This is a genomic window from Asticcacaulis sp. W401b (assembly GCF_046503825.1).
Taxonomy (GTDB): Bacteria; Pseudomonadota; Alphaproteobacteria; order Caulobacterales; family Caulobacteraceae; genus Asticcacaulis.
This window is the reverse complement of the sequence record NZ_JBKFEE010000001.1, coordinates 373429-392174: the sequence shown is the minus strand read 5'-3', so window position 1 is coordinate 392174 and position 18746 is coordinate 373429. Positions and strand designations below refer to the sequence as shown.

Annotated in this window: 16 protein-coding genes; 11 read left to right on the top strand and 5 right to left on the bottom strand. The window is 61.2% G+C overall.

Going from position 1 to position 18746, the window contains the following annotated elements:
• Positions 1-870, top strand: coding sequence for an SDR family NAD(P)-dependent oxidoreductase (locus tag ACK8OE_RS01860; RefSeq protein ID WP_410271151.1), 870 nt, complete (start codon positions 1-3; stop codon positions 868-870).
• 57 nt (positions 871-927) lie between these two features.
• On the opposite strand, the gene ACK8OE_RS01855 is transcribed toward ACK8OE_RS01860, so the two are convergent.
• Together ACK8OE_RS01855 and ACK8OE_RS01850 are read right to left on the bottom strand one after the other, a co-directional pair.
• Positions 928-2670 carry a gamma-glutamyltransferase family protein gene (locus tag ACK8OE_RS01855; protein WP_410271150.1) on the bottom strand — a complete coding sequence of 581 codons (1743 nt, stop codon included), beginning with the start codon at positions 2668-2670 and terminating at the stop codon, positions 928-930.
• A 36-nt stretch (positions 2671-2706) separates the two neighbouring features.
• Positions 2707-3465 carry an alpha/beta hydrolase gene (locus tag ACK8OE_RS01850; RefSeq protein ID WP_410271149.1) on the bottom strand — a complete coding sequence of 253 codons (759 nt, stop codon included), beginning with the start codon at positions 3463-3465 and terminating at the stop codon, positions 2707-2709.
• 85 nt (positions 3466-3550) lie between these two features.
• Here ACK8OE_RS01850 and ACK8OE_RS01845 point away from each other — a divergent pair, with 85 nt between their 5' ends.
• The 5 genes from ACK8OE_RS01845 (at position 3551) to ACK8OE_RS01825 (ending at position 8986) form a co-directional block, all read left to right on the top strand.
• The gene (locus ACK8OE_RS01845; RefSeq protein ID WP_410271585.1) at positions 3551-4669 is read left to right on the top strand and encodes a glycosyltransferase family 4 protein; all 1119 of its coding nucleotides are present in this window, start codon (positions 3551-3553) and stop codon (positions 4667-4669) included.
• Positions 4670-4821: 152 nt separating this feature from the next.
• The gene (infC, locus tag ACK8OE_RS01840) at positions 4822-5343 is read left to right on the top strand and encodes a translation initiation factor IF-3 (RefSeq protein ID WP_013479112.1); all 522 of its coding nucleotides are present in this window, start codon (positions 4822-4824) and stop codon (positions 5341-5343) included.
• A 75-nt stretch (positions 5344-5418) separates the two neighbouring features.
• Complete coding sequence (locus ACK8OE_RS01835; RefSeq protein WP_410271148.1) at positions 5419-5766, top strand: cupin domain-containing protein; 348 nt, start codon at positions 5419-5421, stop codon at positions 5764-5766.
• Positions 5767-5895: 129 nt separating this feature from the next.
• The gene (gene clpB / locus ACK8OE_RS01830; protein ID WP_410271147.1) at positions 5896-8475 is read left to right on the top strand and encodes an ATP-dependent chaperone ClpB; all 2580 of its coding nucleotides are present in this window, start codon (positions 5896-5898) and stop codon (positions 8473-8475) included.
• Between the two features lie 124 nt (positions 8476-8599).
• A complete protein-coding gene (locus ACK8OE_RS01825; RefSeq protein ID WP_410271146.1) occupies positions 8600-8986 on the top strand; it encodes a DUF4180 domain-containing protein in 387 nt (128 codons plus the stop codon).
• On the opposite strand, the gene ACK8OE_RS01820 is transcribed toward ACK8OE_RS01825, so the two are convergent.
• Positions 8972-9709: a tRNA1(Val) (adenine(37)-N6)-methyltransferase gene (locus ACK8OE_RS01820; protein WP_410271584.1), complete on the bottom strand. Its 738-nt coding sequence runs from the start codon at positions 9707-9709 to the stop codon at positions 8972-8974. The genes ACK8OE_RS01825 and ACK8OE_RS01820 overlap by 15 nt on opposite strands.
• A gap of 165 nt (positions 9710-9874) precedes the next feature.
• On the opposite strand from ACK8OE_RS01820, the gene ACK8OE_RS01815 reads away from it, so the two are divergent.
• Positions 9875-10906 carry a polyprenyl synthetase family protein gene (locus tag ACK8OE_RS01815; RefSeq protein WP_410271145.1) on the top strand — a complete coding sequence of 344 codons (1032 nt, stop codon included), beginning with the start codon at positions 9875-9877 and terminating at the stop codon, positions 10904-10906.
• Positions 10907-10955: 49 nt separating this feature from the next.
• Here the strand turns inward: ACK8OE_RS01815 and ACK8OE_RS01810 are convergent, their stop codons facing one another.
• Positions 10956-11717 carry an SDR family oxidoreductase gene (locus ACK8OE_RS01810; protein WP_410271144.1) on the bottom strand — a complete coding sequence of 254 codons (762 nt, stop codon included), beginning with the start codon at positions 11715-11717 and terminating at the stop codon, positions 10956-10958.
• Between the two features lie 209 nt (positions 11718-11926).
• Between ACK8OE_RS01810 and ACK8OE_RS01805 the strand changes: the two genes are divergently transcribed.
• A complete protein-coding gene (locus tag ACK8OE_RS01805; RefSeq protein ID WP_410271143.1) occupies positions 11927-12400 on the top strand; it encodes an NUDIX domain-containing protein in 474 nt (157 codons plus the stop codon).
• On the opposite strand, the gene ACK8OE_RS01800 is transcribed toward ACK8OE_RS01805, so the two are convergent.
• Complete coding sequence (locus ACK8OE_RS01800; RefSeq protein ID WP_410271142.1) at positions 12333-13532, bottom strand: acyltransferase family protein; 1200 nt, start codon at positions 13530-13532, stop codon at positions 12333-12335. The genes ACK8OE_RS01805 and ACK8OE_RS01800 overlap by 68 nt on opposite strands.
• A gap of 157 nt (positions 13533-13689) precedes the next feature.
• On the opposite strand from ACK8OE_RS01800, the gene uvrC reads away from it, so the two are divergent.
• From uvrC to ACK8OE_RS01785, 3 genes are all read left to right on the top strand, one after another.
• Positions 13690-15606, top strand: a complete 1917-nt coding sequence (gene uvrC, locus ACK8OE_RS01795) for an excinuclease ABC subunit UvrC (protein ID WP_410271141.1) — start codon at positions 13690-13692, stop codon at positions 15604-15606.
• Positions 15607-15918: 312 nt separating this feature from the next.
• Complete coding sequence (locus ACK8OE_RS01790) at positions 15919-16092, top strand: YezD family protein (protein WP_410271140.1); 174 nt, start codon at positions 15919-15921, stop codon at positions 16090-16092.
• An 88-nt stretch (positions 16093-16180) separates the two neighbouring features.
• On the top strand, positions 16181-18553 hold the full coding sequence (locus ACK8OE_RS01785) for a TonB-dependent receptor (protein WP_410271139.1): 2373 nt from the start codon (positions 16181-16183) through the stop codon (positions 18551-18553).
• Positions 18554-18746 lie beyond the last annotated feature (193 nt).

The window sequence follows — 18746 nt, the reverse complement described above, 5'->3', positions numbered from 1 at the left end:
ATGACGCGCGTTCTGGTGTTCGGCTACGGCTTTATTGGCGCGGCCTTTGCCGATCTGTGCCGGGCGCGCGGCTACCGCGTGTCGGCTACGGCCCGCACGGCGGAAAAGCGAACGTGGCTGGCCGGGCAGGGGATCGACGCCGTGGACCCACTGAGCCCGCAACTGAGCGATTTCGCGGCAGCCGCTGACCTTATCCTGATTACGTCCGCACCGGATGACGCTGGTTGTCCGGCCTTTGGAGCGTTGAGTGCGGCCCTGCATGATGCGCCGCGCAAATGGCTGGGCTATCTTTCGACCACCGGGGTCTATGGCGATCGGGGCGGCGGCTGGGCCTTTGAGGATCAGGCCCTCACACCCCTGTCCACCGAAGGCCGCCGCCGCGTGCAGGCCGAAACCCAGTGGCAGTCCTTCAGCAGTCAGCATGATGTGGCGGTATTCCGTCTGCCCGGCCTGTATGGCGTGGGCCGCAGCGTGATCCAACGTCTGCGTGACGGGACGGCGCGACGCATCCATAAGCCGGGTCAGGTCTTTTCGCGCCTTTATGATACCGACTGCGCCGACGCCCTGATACGTAGCGCCGAGCGTCGGCGCGCCGGGGCGGTCTATAATCTGTGCGACGATGAGCCAGCCCCGGCGGATGCCGTGCTGGTGTGGGCGGCCCAGACCTTTGGCTTCGCGGTGCCACCCGAAATCCCGTTTGACGCGCCTGACCTGAGTCCCGGCATGCGGCGCTTCTATGCCGAAAACAAGCGCGTTTCCAATGCCCTGGCCAAGGCCGAACTAGGCTGGCGACCGCAATTTCCGACCTATCGCGAAGGTCTCCGCGAAGTCCAACGCTTAGTGCGGAATGTCTCCGTCATTCCGCACTAAATTTTTGTTTGTCGCGCAATTTTTCCGTAAAGTGGTGCCCACTTTATCGGATTGCGCTTAATAGGCCAGAGCTAGACCATCCTTACGCATTTCGGTGGCCGCCCCGTAGGCACGGCCCAAAGGATCGGCCTGCGTCACGATGGCCTGATAGCCGCCATAATTGCCGGGCGACGGCTTGATAGACCAGCCGAGTTTTTCGAGACCGGCACGCGTTTCCGGCGGCACGCCGCTTTCGAGATTGAGCGTCCCGGTGCCTTCCGCCGCTTCCCCGGTGGGTTCGGATGAGCCTTCGTGGTGCCAGCGCGGGGCATCGCCCGCCTCCTGTAAGCCCAGCCCGTAGTCGATCAGGTTGACTAGAATCTGCGCCTGACCCTGCGGCTGCATATCGCCACCCATGACGCCGAAGCTGAGCCACGGCTGGCCGTCCTTGCAGGCAAAGCCGGGGATGATGGTGTGGAACGGTCGTTTGCCCGGCGCATAGACATTGGGCGAGCCGTCGCGCAGCGAGAACAGTTCGCCGCGGTCCTGAAGCATAAAGCCCAGACCGTCGGGAATCAGGCCTGACCCCATGCCGCGATAGTTGGACTGAATCCAGCTCACCATCATGCCGTCTTTGTCCGAAACGGTGAAATAGGTGGTGTCGCCGCGTGCCGGGGCCTCATAGGGCACGACGCGCGGCAGGATGGCATCGGGACGGATTTTCGCCGCCTGTTCCTGCGCATAGGCCTTGGACAACAGGGCCTCGACCGGGATTTTCGAGAAGGCGGGATCGCCAAAGAATTTGGCCCGGTCCTCAAAGGGCAGACGCTTGGCCTCGATCTGGGTGTGCAGCGAGGCGGTGGTCTGAAACCCCATGCCTTTCAGATCAAAGGTCTCCAGAATGTTCATCATCTGAAGCGTGGACAGGCCTTGCGTATTGGCCCCCAGCCCCAGCACCTCGACGCCGCGATAGGTGGTTTTCAGCGGTGTCGTGTCTTCACCGTGATGCGCCATCAGGTCTGATTTGCGCAGGTGCCCGCCGATGCGGCGGAAATAGGCGTCGATGGTGTCGGCGATCTGCCCTTCATAGAAGCTGCGCGCGCCGTTTTCGGCGATATAGCGATAGGTGCGGCCAAGGTCCGGGTTGCGGAAGATTTCGCCTTCGCGCGGGGTGCGCCCGTTCGGCGCGTAAACCTTCAGGAAGTTCTGCACCTCCTCAATGCCTGCGTCGGGGTTGGTAAAGCGCCGGTAGCTGGCGTTGAGATAAAAGGCGATGGTCTGGGCCACCGGCACACCGCGTTCGCACAGGGCGATGGCCGGCGCCAGCACATCGGCGAATTTCAGCTTGCCATAGCGGGCGTGCATCTGCCCCCAGGTGTCCACCGCGCCGGGCACGGAGACCGACACGCTGCCCCACGACGGGATGTGGCCGTTCTTGGCTTTTGAGCGGACATAGTCGAGGCTCATGCCCTTGGGCGAGCGGCCCGATCCGTTAAAGCCCACCACCGTCTTCTGCGCCGGGTCCCACAGCATCACATAGGCATCCCCGCCTATGCCGCAGGCAATAGGCTCAAGGAAGCCGAGCGCCGCATTGATGGCGATGGCGGCGTCGATGGCCGATCCGCCCTGACGCAGGATATCTATACCAATCAGGCTGGCCAGCGGGTGCGCCGTGGCGGCGGCCCCTTGCGTGCCCCAGACGGTCGAACGCCCGGCGAATTTGGCTCCGGTGATGCGGTCGCCGCCGTGCAGTGGGTCCAGCGCCAGAGCCGGACTGGCGGCGAGGGCGGGCAGGGCGGCAAAGAAGGATCGGCGGTGCATGGGCGAACTCCGGTTCGCCATATCTGGTATCAAATTTTACGGTTTGGCAAGGGGGCGCAGGGCACGCACCGTATCGATCAGCCGCCGCAGATCGGCCGGGCTGGACAGGCGGTGATCACCGCCCTTGATCAGTTCCAGCGTCACGTCTTTTGACGATATGTGCTGCGCCAGTCTCAGGCCGTGCGGCCACGGCACCACCTCGTCCGCAAGGCCGTGCAGGATGCGCACCGGGCCGTCGAAGACAAGTGGCTGATCCAGCACCCGGTGGTCGAGTGCCTCATCGAAAAAGGCCTGCGACATGGGCACGTCGTAGTCGTAGCCGCGCAGATGAAAAAAACCGGAAATCTCCAGCGACCGCCGGTCTTCGGGCGACAGGGACGGCAGCATGAGTTCGGTGGTAAAATCGGGGGCGGGAGCGATCAGGACGGCGGCCTTCACCCGTTCCGGACGGTCGCGCATCAGCAACGACGCCATCCAGCCGCCCATGCTGGAGCCGATGATCAGCAGAGGTCCGGCGGTCAGGTGATCGACAACGTCATGCACATTCTGCCGCCACTGGCCGACGCGGGCCTCTTCCCAGCGACCGGGGCTTTCGCCGTGCGCGGTATAGTCAAATCGCAGGAAATCCCAGCCTTCGGTGCGGGCTGTTTGCGCCAGCGCTTCGGCTTTTGAACCGGTCATGTCCGATTTAAAGCCGCCCAGCCACAGGACCGTTGGCCCTTCGCCTTTGACGTGGCGGTAGGCGAGGGAGTCGTTGAGAAACTGCGTGCTGTCTTGATTTGGCTCGGTGCTCATGCGCATAAGCCTTAATTGCCCGGAGCCTCTCGAACAAGCGCTTATGCCCCCAATATCCTCTCCTTTATCCTTCCCCTATACCGTGATGCAAGTCGTGCCGGAGCTGGATACCGGCGGCGTGGAACAGACCGTGGTGGATGTGGCGCGCGCGGTGATCGAGGCCGGGGGGCGGGCCATAGTGGTCTCAAAGGGTGGACGGCTTGAGGGCTATCTGAAACAGATCGGCGCGGTGGTTGTGCTCCTGCCCGTGCATTCCAAAAACCCCTATGTGCAGTTCAAGAACTACTACGCGCTGCGGGCGCTGATCCGCAAAGAGAAGCCGGACATCGTGCATGTGCGTTCGCGCGCCCCGGCGCTGTCGGTGCTGCCCGCCGCGAAGGCCGAAGGCGTGAAGACCGTCACCACCTATCACGGTATCTACAAGGCCGGGTCGGCGTTCAAGCGCTGGTACAACGGGCGCATGACCACGGCGGACGTGGTCATCGCCAATTCGGACTACACGCGCGACCACGTGCTGCGCGAATACGACCTCGACCCGGCAAAGGTCATCGCCGTACCGCGCGGTGTGGACCTCAAAAAGTTTGATCCGGGTGCGGTCGATGAGGCGCGCAAGGATAACCTGGCGCAAGGCTGGGGTATTGACCGTGGTGATGGCCGCACTCGGTTCCTGCTGGCCGGACGCCTCACACGCTGGAAGGGGCAAACGCTCGTCATAGAGGCGTTGAAGGGTCTGGAGCGCAGCGATGTGCAACTGATCCTTGCCGGCGACGATCAGGGGCGCAGCGACTATACACAAGAATTGCGCGCGCTGGCCGCCGATCTAGGACTTGAGGCACAGGTAAAGATCGTGGGGCACTGTTCCGACATGCCCGCCGCCTACAGCCTGTGCGATTTCGCACTGGCGCCGTCTTTGGAACCTGAGGCCTTCGGGCGCACGGCGGTCGAGCCGCAGGCTATGGGCCGCCCGGTGCTGGCGGCTAAACACGGCGCGACGGCGGAAACGGTCGAAGACGCGGTGAGCGGCTGGCTGGTGACGCCCGGCGGTGTCACGGCCTGGGCCGACGCCATGCGTGTGGCGGCCCTGACCTCCGCCCCGGCACGCGCCGTCATGGGGGCTGCCGGTCGGGCGCGGGTGCATGAGCGTTTCAGCCTGGAAACCATGTGCGCGGCAACCCTTGATATATACCGCTCTCTGCTTACGTGAGGCGAGGGGACAACGGGCTGAAAAATTAACCCCTTGTGCGCCATAAAGGGGATTGATCACGCCTAGGCCCTTCCTATAATTAGGCCCCGATCCCGGACAGGTGAGTCCGGTCCGTTTAAACAGTCCATGGAGACATCCCTATTCGTCGCCCAATGCAAGCTCCGCCCGCGAAAGACGGCCCCCGTATCAATCAGGACATCAAGGTTCCGCGCGTCCTTTTGATCGACCAGAACGGTGAGAAACAGGGCATCATGCCGACTTCCGCCGCGCTCGAAGCCGCCGAGGAAGCCGGTCTTGATCTGGTCGAAGTCTCCCCGACCGCCGATCCCCCCGTCTGCAAGATTCTCGACTACGGCAAGTACCGCTTCCAGGAACAGAAGAAGAAGGCCGAAGCCCGCAAGAAGCAGAAGGTCGTCGAAATCAAGGAAATCAAGCTTCGCCCCAATATCGACAAGCACGATTATGAGGTGAAGGCCAAGGCCATGACGCGCTTCTTCGAAGAAGGCGATAAGGTCAAGGTGACGCTGCGCTTCCGTGGCCGCGAAATGGCCCACCCGGAACTGGGTATGAAGCTGCTCAATCAGGTCAAGGCCGACTTCGAGGCGACCACCAAGGTGGAATATGAGCCCAAGATGGAAGGCCGCCAGATGATCATGATTTTGGCCCCGAAATAGGCTTTCGGCTTAATTCTATGGAATTGAAACCGGCTCCGATGTTTAATCGGGGCCGGTTTTGTTTCGGAGGTGTGCGTGTCTTTGATTCTGTTCGATCGTAATGCCCTGCCTGAGCCTGAAACCGGCGCGCCAGCTGCAGAGCGCGTTGTGTCCGGTGATCCGCGCTTTCTGACGTGGAACCTTGACACCTCCGAGGATGAAAAGACATATGCCGGCTTCTGGCAGGCGACGCCGGGCGCGTGGCGCGTCGTCTATGACGAATGGGAATATTGCGAAATCCTCGAAGGCGTCTCGATCCTGCACGAGGACGGCAAGGCCCCGCTGCGGCTGGAGGCCGGGACGCGCTTCGTCATCCCGCCGGGCTTCACCGGCGTGTGGGAGGTGCTCGAGACCACGTTGAAGACCTATGTGATCCGGCTTTAGCTGCGACAATAATTCCCCTGTGTATCCCCCTTGTGTGGCGCGAAGATCACACCATATCGGAGGGCATGAGCGGTTGCTTCCGTCGAAGGGCCGATCACATCCATCCGCCTCTAAAGGGGAAGCCAGACGATGAATATCGAAAAATACTCTGAGAAAACTCAGAAGCTTATCCAAAGCGCACAGGCCATTGCCCAAAGCCGCAACCACCAGTATTTCACCCCCCTGCATCTGCTTAAGGCGCTGACCGAGGACCGCGAGTCCGTGGCGCGGCCTTTGATCGAGCGCGCAGGTGGACGCCCGGAAGCCTTTGTCGGTGCGGTCGATACGACGCTGAATAAACTGCCGTCCGTCACCGGTGGCACGCAACAGCTTTACATGCACAATGATACCGCCAATGCCTTCACCGAAGCGGAAAACGACGCCAATAAGGCGGGCGATGCCTTCATCACGGCTGACCGTCTGCTGGTCGCCGCGCTGAACAACAGCGACGGGGCGGCTCTGCTGAAGGCGGCGGGCACGTCTCTGGGGGCACTCAAGGATGCGCAGAAGGAATTTCGCAAGGGCAAGCCCGCCAACTCCGCCAATGCCGAGGCCGGGTTCGATGCGCTCAACAAATATGCGCGTGACCTCACGCAGGCGGCGCTGGATGGCAAGATCGACCCGGTCATCGGACGAGACGAGGAAATCCGTCGTACCATTCAGGTGCTGGCCCGCCGCACCAAAAACAACCCCGTCCTGATCGGTGAGCCCGGCGTGGGTAAGACCGCCATTGTCGAAGGGCTGGCCCAGCGCATCGTCAATGGCGACGTGCCGGAGTCACTGAAAGACAAGAAGCTTTTGTCGCTCGACATGGGCGCGCTGATCGCCGGGGCCAAGTACCGCGGTGAGTTCGAGGAGCGGCTGAAGGCCGTTCTCAACGAAGTCACGCAGGCCGAAGGCCAGATCGTGCTGTTTATCGACGAAATGCACACCCTGGTGGGCGCAGGCAAGTCGGACGGAGCGATGGACGCTTCGAACCTGCTCAAGCCCGCCCTGGCGCGCGGTGAACTGCATTGCGTGGGTGCCACGACGCTCGATGAGTACCAGAAGCACGTCGAAAAGGACCCGGCTCTGGCCCGGCGCTTTCAGCCGGTCTTTGTGCAGGAGCCGACGGTCGAAGACACCATTTCGATCCTGCGCGGCCTGAAAGAAAAGTACGAGGTCCACCACGGCGTCAAGATTTCCGACAGCGCCATCGTGGCGGCGGCCACCCTGTCGAACCGCTACATTGCCGACCGCTTCCTGCCGGACAAGGCCATCGACCTGATCGACGAGGCCGGTTCGCGCGTGCGTATGGCCGTCGATTCCAAGCCGGAAGAGCTCGATGAACTGGATCGTCGCATCGTCCAGCTCAAGATCGAACGTGAGGCCTTGCAGAAGGAAAGCGATCAGGGCTCAAAAACACGCCTGGAAAAGCTCAATGAGGAACTGGGCGATCTGGAGGGCAAGTCGGCGCAACTGACCGCCCGCTGGCAGTCGGAAAAGGACAAGGTCGGGGCCGCTTCGCGCGCCCGCGAAGCGCTGGACCGCGCGCGTATCGAGCTTCAGTCGGCGCAGCGTTCGGGCGATCTCCAACGGGCGTCGGAAATCCTCTATGGCCAGATTCCGCAACTGGAAAAATGGGTTGCCGAGGCTGAAACCAAATCGGAAGAGGCACCGCTGACGCCGGAAGTCGTCGATTCGGCGCAGATCGCTCAGGTGGTGTCACGCTGGACCGGTATTCCGGTGGACAAGATGCTGGAAGGCGAGCGCGACAAGCTGCTGCGCATGGAGGACGAACTGCGCAAGCGGGTCGTCGGTCAGGACGAGGCCCTTGAGGCCGTGTCCGATGCCGTGCGCCGGGCGCGGGCGGGGCTCAAAGACCCCAACCGTCCCATCGGCTCCTTCCTGTTTCTGGGGCCTACGGGCGTTGGCAAGACCGAGTTGAACAAGGCTTTGGCCGAATTCCTGTTCGATGACGAGACCGCCATTACGCGCCTCGACATGTCCGAATATATGGAAAAGCATGCGGTCTCACGCATGATCGGCGCGCCTCCAGGCTATGTCGGCTATGACGAGGGCGGGGCGCTGACCGAAGCCGTGCGCCGTCGGCCCTATCAGGTCGTGCTGTTTGACGAAGTCGAAAAGGCGCATCCGGACGTGTTCAACGTCCTCCTTCAGGTGCTGGACGACGGCCGGCTGACGGACGGGCAGGGGCGTGTGGTCGATTTCCGCAACACCCTGATCGTCATGACCTCGAACCTCGGCTCGCAGTATCTCGTCAATATGGAGGACGGTCAGGATGTGGAGATGGTGCGCGGCCTGGTCATGGATGAGGTCAAACGCCACTTCCGGCCGGAATTCCTCAACCGCATCGACGAAACCATCCTCTTCCACCGCCTCGGCCGGGCGCAGATGGGCAATATCGTGCGTATCCAGCTCAAGGGTCTGGAAAAGCTGCTGAAGGATCGTCAGATGACCCTCGCCATCGACGACGCAGCGCTCAACCACCTCGCCGAACTGGGCTACGAACCGGCCTATGGTGCCAGGCCTTTGAAGCGGGTGATCCAGAAGCAACTGGTCGATGCCATCGCCAAACGCATCCTTGTGGGTGAGTTCGCCGATGGCGACGTGATCAGCGTCAGCTTTGACGGCGATCATCTGGTGATCGGCAAGCCAACGGTGAACTGAGCCGGGCAAGGCAGAGCTCAGGAAGCGATGCGGTAGGGAGTAAAAATGGCACTCTTCCTTTAGCAGGAGGCAACGACCCCGCCACAGGTTTGCGGCCGGGTCTTCTCTTTGCTAAATTGCGGTCATGAGAGATCGAACGGAAATTATAGCGGGTCGGACCGTCCTGTTCTTCAATCCCCAAGGATCAGTCCTGAGTAAGCCCGCCGATGCGAATGATTTTATCGGCGAGGTCTGGGGGCAAAATGCAGAGACTGCGGTCATTCCGGTGAGCCGTCTTGGCCCGGATTTTCTTCAATTGCGCACGAAGCTGGCGGGAGAGGTGATCCAGAAATTTGTCAACTACCAGATCAGGCTCGTTTTCCTTGGTGATATTTCTAAGGCAGTTGAAAGCAGCACAGCGCTACGTGATTTCGTTCATGAGTCTAACAGGGGACGTGTTGTCTGGTTTTTGCCTCACGAGGAAGAAGTGAGGCAAAAGCTGATTATCGGCACACATTCATCTCCATCCTAGCTCGGCCTCGCCGCGCAGGATCGCCTCGACCTCATGTGTGTGTTTACGCTCGCCTTCGTCGTGAAGGATCAGCGGCGGCAGGAGACGCAAAGGGGCCTTGCCCAGCCGTTTGGCGCGCACCAGTACGCGCTTGGCCTCCTTATCGAAAAAGGGCTGGATGGGGCGGATGACAAACGAACCGCATTTCGGCAGGCCGCCCAAGATATCCCCCAGCCGGTCGGCGCGGTGGATGAACACAATCTCCCCGCCATCGACCACGGCGGCCTGCGCAAAGTCGAGCCACGCCTGAAGCCCGTCATCGGCGATCCACGCCGGACGCTTTAGCTCATGCGGGGCGCGCAGCGTTTCCGGGTCGTCGAAATAGGGCGGATTGCTCAGGACAAGGTCAAAGCGCGGCAGATCAAAAGCGCGATAGCCGGTACCAATATCGCCGTGAATCACACGATGGTCACCGCCCGCCTGAGCCAGATTGACCTGGGTCAGGGCAAAGGTCGCCGCGTCGCGCTCTATACCCACGGCGCGCACCTGCGGGCAGCGCGCCGCCAGCGACAAAATGACGCCCCCCACACCGCAGCCTAACTCTAAAGCGCTCACGGCTCGTTCGGCGCGCTCAGCCAGAATACCCGCCGCACCCGCCGCCAGCAGGGCGCCGTCCATACCGATTCGATAGCCCTTCGTCGGTTGCCACAGCCGCACCCGCCCCCCCAGCAGGGTGGTCGGCATCGCATCGGCAGGGGGGGAGAAGGCGGTCTCTGGCAAGGGGTGTGTATCCGGGACTGTAGCAATTTTATCGGGATATAGCACAAACTCGCCGCGCGGGGCATGGACTAAGCCGTAAAGGAAGTTTAAGGGGTTTAACACTTTCCAAGTGTGCCGGAGTAGTGGGTTTTGGATACGGCCAATATCGAGAAAACGCACAAATCCACCCCCGCTGAGACGGCGGGTAAGGCGGATGTAGAGGCGCTGGTGCGTCTGTGCGCCGACGACATGGCGGCGGTCAACGCCATCATCACCGAGCGTATGCAAAGTGATGTCGCGGTGATTCCGGCCTTGGCCGAACATCTGATCAGCGCCGGCGGCAAACGGTTGCGTCCGTTGCTGTGCGTTGCGGCGGCGCGTCTGGTCGGGACGACGACTGTTCACCACCAGAAGCTGTCGGCGGCTGTCGAATTTATCCACACGGCTACCCTGCTGCACGACGACGTGGTCGATTCCAGCCAGTTGCGCCGGGGCAAGGTGGCGGCGCATCTGATCTGGGGCGCGCCGTCTTCGGTGCTGGTTGGGGATTTTCTGTTTGCGCGGGCCTTTGAGCTGATGGTCGAAACCGACTCGCTTCAGGCGCTGGGCATCCTGTCCAAGGCGTCGGGGGTCATCGCCGAAGGCGAGGTCCTGCAACTGATGAAGGCCTATGACGTCAATCTGACCGAAGAGACCTATATCGACATTATCTCGGCCAAGACGGCGGCTTTGTTTGCCGCAGCGTCGGAAAGCGGTGCCGTGGCGGCGGGGGCATCCCCGGCCCGCCAGCAGGCCTTGCGTGACTATGGTCTGAACCTCGGTCTGGCCTTTCAGATTCAGGACGACGCGCTCGACTACGGCGGCACGGCCCAGAGCCTCGGCAAGAATGCCGGTGACGATTTTGCTGAGGGTAAGGCAACCTTGCCATTGATTTTGGCCGTCAAGGCGACACCGCAAGCGGCTGATTTCTGGCACCGCACCGTGTCTATGCGCGAGCAGACCGACGGCGATCTGGCCCAAGCTCAGGCCCTGATCGTCGAATCAGGAGCGATGGCCAAGACGATCGAGACGGCTCGCCATTATGCGCAAAAGGCCAAGGATGCGTTGAAAGGCTTTGAAGCCTCGGACTGGCGCACAGCACTGGAAGCGCTGGCCGATTACAGCGTCGAACGCACGAAGTAAGCACGCAAAATTACACCTCCCTGCCTATGGCGGGGAGGTGTAAGGAGAGCTACAACCCTTCCATATCCGGCGTCTTCCAGCCCAGATGCTGGCCCGAATCGACGCAGATCATCTGACCGGTCACCGAAGGGGCTTCGGCCAGAAACACCACGGCCTCGGCGATCTCTTCCGGCGTGACCCGCTTTTGCAGCAGGGTCGAAGCGGCCTCGGCCTCGAAATCGGCTTCGGTCTGGTGAATGGAGGGCAGGGTAGGACCCGGCCCGACGGCGTTGACGCGGATACGCGGGGCCAGTTCCTGCGCCAGGGTGCGCGTAGCGTGCCACAGCCCGGCCTTTGACAAACCGTAGGAGAAGAATGGCGGGGAGGGTTTCAGCACCCGCTGGTCGATCAAATTGACGATAGCCGCGCCGTCCGGCAGAGCGCCTTGCGCCGCAAAACCCTGCGCCAGCAGCACAGGGGCCAGCAGATTGGTGTTCATATGGGCGTGCCAGCGCGCCACCGTCAGCGTCCCGGCGCGGTCATCGTAAAAGACAGAGGCATTGTTGATCAGCAGGCTCAGAGGACCCAGAGCGGCCACGGTCGCGGGAATGAGCGCCTTGACGCTGTCGGCGTCCGACAGGTCGGCCTGAAGCGCTTCTGCCCGCACGCCAGACGCGCGTAACTGCTCAACCAAGGCCTGCGCATCGGTTGCGGAAGTGCCGTAATGGACGCCAATATCGTAGCCGCGTTTCGCCAGCGCAAAGGCTACGGCCCTGCCGATGCGTTTGGCCGCACCGGTGACCAGAGCGATTTTGGGAGCCGGTTTAGTCAATACGGCCAAAGTCGATATAGTTGACGATGAAATAGAAGGCGATGAAGCCCGCAAAAATGCCGATGGCCAGCATGTGAAATCTCCCGGTCAGTCCTGTTTTTATCTGATTAAGCGCCTCTTACGGCGAACTCAAGCCTTGTTGCGCGGCGCAGCGAGAAAAACCCGGCGCAAGGCTTGCGCACAGCGTTATTTATCTTATTTTTATAATCATGGAAGACTGGAAGCGCCTTGTCGAGCCGTACACCCGGCCGCTGTTCTTTGCTCATTCGCGCATGACGCGGGGCAAGACTCTGGGTGTGCGCGGCCTTGTGGTAGAGGATGAGCGTCGCGTTCTGCTGATCGAGCATACCTATCTCGAAGGCTGGTGGCTGCCCGGTGGTGGCGTCGATGCCTTTGAGGCGGCGGGCGACGCCGTGGTGCGTGAACTGCGCGAAGAGGCGGGAGTTATTACCCACGAAACACCGCGCCTTCTGTCGATCCATTCCAATGAATGCTTCTTCCCCGGCGATCACGTGCTGCTCTATCGCATTGACCGCTTCGAGCGCGGTGAACTGACCTCGCAGGGGGAAATCAAGAATGTCGATTTCTTCGATATCGACGCCCTGCCGGACAATATCAACGGCGGCTCTTTGCGGCGGATACAGGAAGCTCTGCAAGGTCTGCCGCCGGACCCGCTGTGGTAGGAGAGGGTTCAGCCGGCAGGTCACCGGCGACGGCGTGCAGCTCCGGTTTGCGGGCCGTCCATCGGCTGATCAGGCGGCGCAGCCCGTCGCGTGAAGGCTTCTCAAAGCCGTAATGGGCCAGTGCGGACAGCACGACCGTGATGGCAATCGCTGCCATCAGCCAGTGGACGCGCTCCCCCGGCAGGCTCAGGTCAAATTTTGGCAGGGTGCGGAAGGTGCCAAACAGCACCACGTCGTGGATCAGATAGATGGCGTAGGACCACACGCCGATCAGATAGATCGGTCGCCACGACAACATTCTGGCCACCGGGCCTTCATCGTCGGACAGGGCCATGATCAGCCCGGTAAACAGACCCACCAGAATGAGGTCCGACGGGCGCCAGGCGATCAGCAGGAGCGACGCCACCAAAAAGAGAACCGCGGCGCGTGTCGGCACCAGAGCGCGGAAACGATAGGCCACCATACCAATAAAGAAGCTCAACAGGCAGCGCAGCAGGGTGCCGCTGGCGTAGGAGGCGGCGATGTCGAGCGGGCCTGAGCGGCGAATCGTCTGCCCGAACCACAGGGGGCCATAGGCGACAAAGGCCAGCAGACCGGCGGCCAGCCCGGTCCACAAAAGTGCGCGTTGCCACGAGCCTTTGAGGGCCGCAATCACCAGCAGTGGAAAAACCAGATAGGCCGCCCATTCGGTCGAGATCGACCAAGACGGGCGGACGATGGAATTGGCCAGCCCCCAGGCCTGAGTCATGGTCAGGTTGGGCAACAGGCCGTGCCAGACGTCTTCGGCATAGTAACGCGTGCCCAGAACAGTCGGGATCAGGGCGGCGGTGATCAGCGTCATCAGCGCAAACAGCGGCCAGACGCGCGCCACACGCATCAGAATGAACTTGCGGAAGTTCGGCCATTGAAAGCCTGCGTCGAACAGCTTGCCATAGGTCATGGCCATGACGAAGCCGGACAGGACAAAGAACAGATCGACCGAAATATAGCCATGCCGCACATAGTGCTGCCACGGATCGGGAAAGCGAAAATAGCCAGTGGCGTGGTAGAGCACGACGAACAGGGCCGCGACGCCGCGCAAACCCGTGAGGGCGCGGATTTCGGACGATCGGGCGGCAGGCGTGGCGGTCATGCGATCACGATTTTGTGTGCGGTGTCTCTCCATGACGCCATGCCCCGACGAAGGCAAGTCAATTCCTGTGGCGCACCTTTGCAATTATGTCATTTAAGAAGGGAAGGCGGATGCGGATGTTCTTGCCCCGTTCCGGCCCTTCGCCTATATCGGGAGCATGTCCCACCTGCCGACCGATGCCTCAACTGAAACCCTGCCGACCGATGCGCCCCTGACGGGGGCGGCTCTGATCCTGCGTGAAGCGCGGCTGGCGGAAGACAAGCCCGGCGTCTATCGCATGATCGGAGAAAACGACGAGGTGCTCTATGTGGGCAAGGCCAAGTCGTTGAAAAAGCGCATCCTTCAATACGCACAGGGGCGCGTCCATGCCCAGCGTATCGCGCGCATGGTCTATCTGACGCGATCCATGGTCATTGTGCGCACCCAGACCGAGGGCGAGGCCCTGCTGCTAGAGGCGCGCCTGATCAAGGCGCTCAAACCGCGCTACAATGTGCTGCTGCGTGACGATAAGTCCTTTGCCGAAATTCTGGTGCGCAAGGACCACGCGGCAGCGCAGATCACCAAGCATCGCGGGGCGCACGCCATTCAAGGCGAATATTTCGGCCCCTTCGCCTCGACCCAGGCGGTGAACCGTACCCTCGATACGCTCCAACGCGCCTTCCTGCTGCGTACCTGCACCGACAGCGTCTATGCCTCGCGTACGCGGCCCTGCATGTTGCATCAGATTCGTCGCTGTTCGGCGCCGTGCACCGGTGAGATCAGCCTTGAGGATTATGGCGCATTGGTGGGGCAGGCCGAGGCCTTTCTGAAAGGTCGTTCGCGCGTGGTCATCGACGACCTGACCAAACGCATGATGAAGGCCTCCGACGATATGGATTTCGAGAAGGCGGCGCACCTGCGTGACCGGGTGCGGGCGCTCAACCACGTGTCCATGACCTCTTCCATCGGCATCGGTGAGGCCGAGGCCGACGTGTTTGCCGTGATCAGCGAAGGCGGGTCGGCTTGCGTACAGACCATCTTCTTCCGGGCGGGGCAGAACTGGGGCGACCGCGCCTACTTCCCGCGCGTGCCCGACAGCGGTGAAGAGACGGACAACGCTGAGGGCGAAATCCTCGATGCCTTTCTGGGGCAGTTCTATCAGGACCGTCCGGTACCGAAGCTCATCCTTGTCTCGCATCCCTTAAGCGAGCCGGACCTGATGATGGAAGCCCTGTCGCTGCGCGCCGGTCGTAAGGTCGAGATCCACTGCCCGCGCCGGGGCGAAAAGGCCGACGCTGTGGCCCATGCGCTTAATAACGCCAGGGCGGCTCTGGGTCGGCGTATGGCCGAACAGTCGGCGCAGACGCGCCTGCTGAAAGGTGTGGCGGAGGTGTTTGAGCTTCCCGCCCCGCCCAACCGCATTGAGGTTTACGACAACTCGCACCTCGGCGGCACGCACGCGGTGGGGGGCATGGTGGTGGCCGGGCCCGAAGGCTTTATGAAGGGGCAGTATCGCAAGTTTACCATCCGTGATCTCGATAAGATGACCGCCGGTGACGACTACGCCATGATGCGCGAAGTGTTCCGTCGTCGGTTTTTACGTTTGAAGAACTGTGCGGAAGATGCGACGGAAGAGGAACGCTTTGGTCGTCCTGATTTGGTGCTGGTCGATGGCGGGCAGGGGCAACTTGAGGCCGTTCTGGACGTGATGCGCGAACTCGGCATGGAAGACATCCGCATTGTCGGTGTGGCCAAGGGGCCGGATCGCGACGCCGGGATGGAGCGCTTCTTCATGCCGGGACGTGCCCCCTTCATGATGGAGCCCAAATCGCCGGTCCTCTACTATCTTCAGCGCCTGCGCGATGAGGCGCACCGCTACGCCATCGGGGCCAATCGTCAAAAGCGCGACGCGGCGATTACCAAAAACCCGCTGGATGAGATCGAAGGCATCGGCCCGCGCAAAAAACGCGCCCTGCTGGCCGCCTTCGGGTCGGGCCGTGAGGTGGGCAAGGCGCGCATCGAAGACCTGCGCAAGGTGGAGGGCATTAACGAGGCCCTCGCCCAGCGCATCTACGACTTCTTCCACGGCGTGTGATCTAATTAAAACTGAACCATTTTTATTTTGAATTAGAATGGTTAAAGCAGGGCGGCATTGCGGCGCTCCTGCGTTTCGTGCTTTTAGCGGGTGTACGGGGGTGTGGTTACCGTGGCGATTTTGTGAAATTTAACAATAAATATTGAATATCAATGCTTTAATTTACCTCTTTCTGAGGTGATCGCTTCCGAAGCCTCCGGGATGGCGGGCCGACACACAGGATGATTTCTAAACTCTGCCAGAATTCATTTGACGGAAACGGGTTTATAAACGACTTATTTGATAGTAATTAACGCCGCTGAGGAATACACCATGAGCCCTCTGCATCACCTGACCGCGCCGCGCCCCCTGTCCGAGGCGGAGCAGCACATCCTGAACGCTATCAGCCACATCCGTTATGGATCGGTCGAAGTGGTCATCCACGACTCGCGTATCGTTCAGATCGAAAAGAGCGAAAAGGTCCGTTTCGAGACCCGCCGCGATTAGTTTTAGCGCATTTGCGCACACAAAAAAACACACGCGCCCTGACCGGACCGACCGGAAGCGACGCCTCTCACGCACGAAGGTATCCTCCATGTCCCATTCTCGCTCCGCTTTGCGGGCGGGGAAGATTTCGCTCGCCCTTCTGGCTGGTGTCTCTTCGCTCGCCCTTGCCGCCCCTGTGTTCGCTGCTGATGCGCCTGCCGCCGATGACGCGGCCTCTCGCGATAGCGCCATCACTGACGTCTATGTCACCGCCCGCCGCAAGAGCGAAAACCTGCAAAAGGTGCCGATCGCCGTCTCGGCTATCTCCGGTGAGCAACTGGAATCCGCCGGCATCTACAATGTCGAGACCCTGCAAAAGGTGCAGCCCAGCCTGCAATTCATCTCGTCCAACCCGCGCAATACGGCCACAACCATCCGCGGTCTGGGGTCGGGCATCGGCCTGACCAATGACGGGCTTGAGCAGGGTGTCGGCATCTATGTCGATGAAGTCTTCTATGCCCGCCCCGGCTCGGCCGTTGTTGACCTGATCGACATTGAGCGCGTCGAAATCCTGCGCGGCCCGCAAGGCACCCTGTTTGGCAAGAACACCACCGCAGGGGCGCTAAACATCACCACCCGCGCCCCCAGCTTCACGCCGGAAGGTCGCATCGAGGCCAGCGTCGGTGACTATGGCTTCCTGCAAACCAAGATCAGCCTGTCGGGTCCGCTCAGCGATACGGTGGCGGTGCGCGTCGCCTTTGGCGGCACAAAGCGCGACGGTCTATTCAAGAACACCTTCCTTAACGTCAAACAGAACGACGTAAACAGCCAGGTTCTGCGCGCCCAGTTGCTGTGGAAGCCGTCGGATAAGCTGAACGTGCGCCTGTCCTACGACTTCGCCTATCAGGACCCGGAGGCCAATACCCAGACCTTCGTGCGCTATGGGGCGTCGCTGCGGGCCGCCAATCGTCAGTTCCCGGCCTTGGCTGCGGCGCTTAACTATGCGCCGCCCTCGACCAACCCCTATGACCGTCTGCTCGATGTCAATTCGCCGCTGGAAGCCAAGCAGGTGATCAATGGCCTGTCGGGTACGGTCAACTGGGATCTGGGCGATGTCACCCTGACCCCGATCACAGCCTATCGCGACTGGGACTGGGCGCCGCAAAACGACCGCGACTACACCTCGCTGTCGATCCGCTCAAAATCCAACAACCCATCCGAACAGCAGCAAATCTCTCAGGAAGTGCGTCTGGCCTCCAATAGCGACCGCAAGGTCAACTGGGTGGTCGGGGCCTATGGCTTTAATCAGCGCGTTGAAACCAATGGCGTGGAACAGTGGGGCAAGGACGGGGCCTTCTGGCTGATCGGCACCAATGTGCCCGCAAACCTGATTGATGGCCTGACCTCCAGCACCCACGTGGTCACCAAGGTGCGCTCCTACGCGGTGTTCGGGCAACTGACCTGGAACGTGACGGACCGCTTCCGCATCACGCCGGGCCTGCGCTACACCTATGAGGAGAAGGACGGCAGCTTCCGTCAGATCGTCACCGGCGGTCTGGCGACGACGGTCGCGTCCCAGATCACGGCCAAGAACAATATTGCCCCGACCTATGCCTATACGGCCGATTATCAGGACGACAGCCCGTCGGGTCAGATCAACTTCGCCTATGACCTGACGCCCACCGTGCTGGGCTATGTCAACCTGTCGAAGGGCTATAAGTCGGGCGGTATCAATGCCGCCGGCGTGCCGGTCGATGCCAACTTCCAGCCCTTCACCGCCTCCATCGTCGTCAAGCCGGAAGAGGTGGAGACCATCGAAGCGGGCCTGAAGACGCAGTTCTGGGACAAGCGCGGCACGGTCAATGTCGCGATCTATAGCACCAACGTCAAAGACTATCAGGCGACCGTGGTAGACGGTAATCTGGGGGCCATTCGTCCCTATCTGGCCAATATCGAAAAGGTCGAGGTGCGCGGTGTCGAACTGGACGGCAAGTTCCGTGCGACGGATAACCTGCTGATCTATGGCTCGGTGAGCTATGCCGACGGCAAGTACGCCTCGTTCAAGAACGGTCCGGCCCCTCTTGAGCTTCAGACCTCCAGTTCTTCCGTTGCTGACCTCAGCGGCAAGGATCTGCCCGGTGTGTCGAAGTGGGCGGGCTCGATCGGCTGGGAATATAACCATCCGGCCACCATCGGCAAGCTGAGCGGCGACGCCTATTTCAGCGGCGACGTCTCCTACCGCTCGGACTGGAACTCCGATCCGTCGGTGTCGAAATATACGGTCGTCGGAGCCTCGACCATCGCCAACTTCCGCGTCGGCTACCGCGCCAGCGGCGGCACCGAGGTCTTCCTGTGGGCCAAAAACGCCTTCAACGAAGAGTATCTGCAATTCCTCAGCCTTCAGGCCGGTAACTCCGGGGCCATTTATGGCCAGCCCGGCGACCCGCGCAGCTTCGGCGTCACCGTGCGTAAAGCGTTTTAAAACCTGTGGTCCGGATTGCGTCGCCGGTGCAGGTCACGCGATCCGGTTCGCTAGATGCGGCGTAATCGACACGGAGGCCCCTTAACCGCGCAAAAATGATCGAAATAAATAGATATTGATCAAAAATTCGATCACCTTCGCGCGGCTGCCCCGCCGTTGGTGAGGAATGCAGCGCATAATTCAGACGGGGAAA

Bases quoted from the DNA above. Each gene is read 5' to 3' on its own strand.
- ACK8OE_RS01860 (WP_410271151.1), top strand. From the start codon at position 1: ATGACGCGCGTTCTGGTGTTCGGCTACGGCTTTATTGGCGCGGCCTTT.
- ACK8OE_RS01855 (WP_410271150.1), bottom strand. From the start codon at position 2,670: ATGCACCGCCGATCCTTCTTTGCCGCCCTGCCCGCCCTCGCCGCCAGT.
- ACK8OE_RS01850 (WP_410271149.1), bottom strand. From the start codon at position 3,465: ATGAGCACCGAGCCAAATCAAGACAGCACGCAGTTTCTCAACGACTCC.
- ACK8OE_RS01845 (WP_410271585.1), top strand. From the start codon at position 3,551: ATGCAAGTCGTGCCGGAGCTGGATACCGGCGGCGTGGAACAGACCGTG.
- infC (WP_013479112.1), top strand. From the start codon at position 4,822: ATGCAAGCTCCGCCCGCGAAAGACGGCCCCCGTATCAATCAGGACATC.
- clpB (WP_410271147.1), top strand. From the start codon at position 5,896: ATGAATATCGAAAAATACTCTGAGAAAACTCAGAAGCTTATCCAAAGC.
- ACK8OE_RS01825 (WP_410271146.1), top strand. From the start codon at position 8,600: ATGAGAGATCGAACGGAAATTATAGCGGGTCGGACCGTCCTGTTCTTC.
- ACK8OE_RS01820 (WP_410271584.1), bottom strand. From the start codon at position 9,709: ATGCCGACCACCCTGCTGGGGGGGCGGGTGCGGCTGTGGCAACCGACG.
- ACK8OE_RS01805 (WP_410271143.1), top strand. From the start codon at position 11,927: ATGGAAGACTGGAAGCGCCTTGTCGAGCCGTACACCCGGCCGCTGTTC.
- ACK8OE_RS01800 (WP_410271142.1), bottom strand. From the start codon at position 13,532: ATGACCGCCACGCCTGCCGCCCGATCGTCCGAAATCCGCGCCCTCACG.
- uvrC (WP_410271141.1), top strand. From the start codon at position 13,690: ATGTCCCACCTGCCGACCGATGCCTCAACTGAAACCCTGCCGACCGAT.
- ACK8OE_RS01790 (WP_410271140.1), top strand. From the start codon at position 15,919: ATGAGCCCTCTGCATCACCTGACCGCGCCGCGCCCCCTGTCCGAGGCG.
- ACK8OE_RS01785 (WP_410271139.1), top strand. From the start codon at position 16,181: ATGTCCCATTCTCGCTCCGCTTTGCGGGCGGGGAAGATTTCGCTCGCC.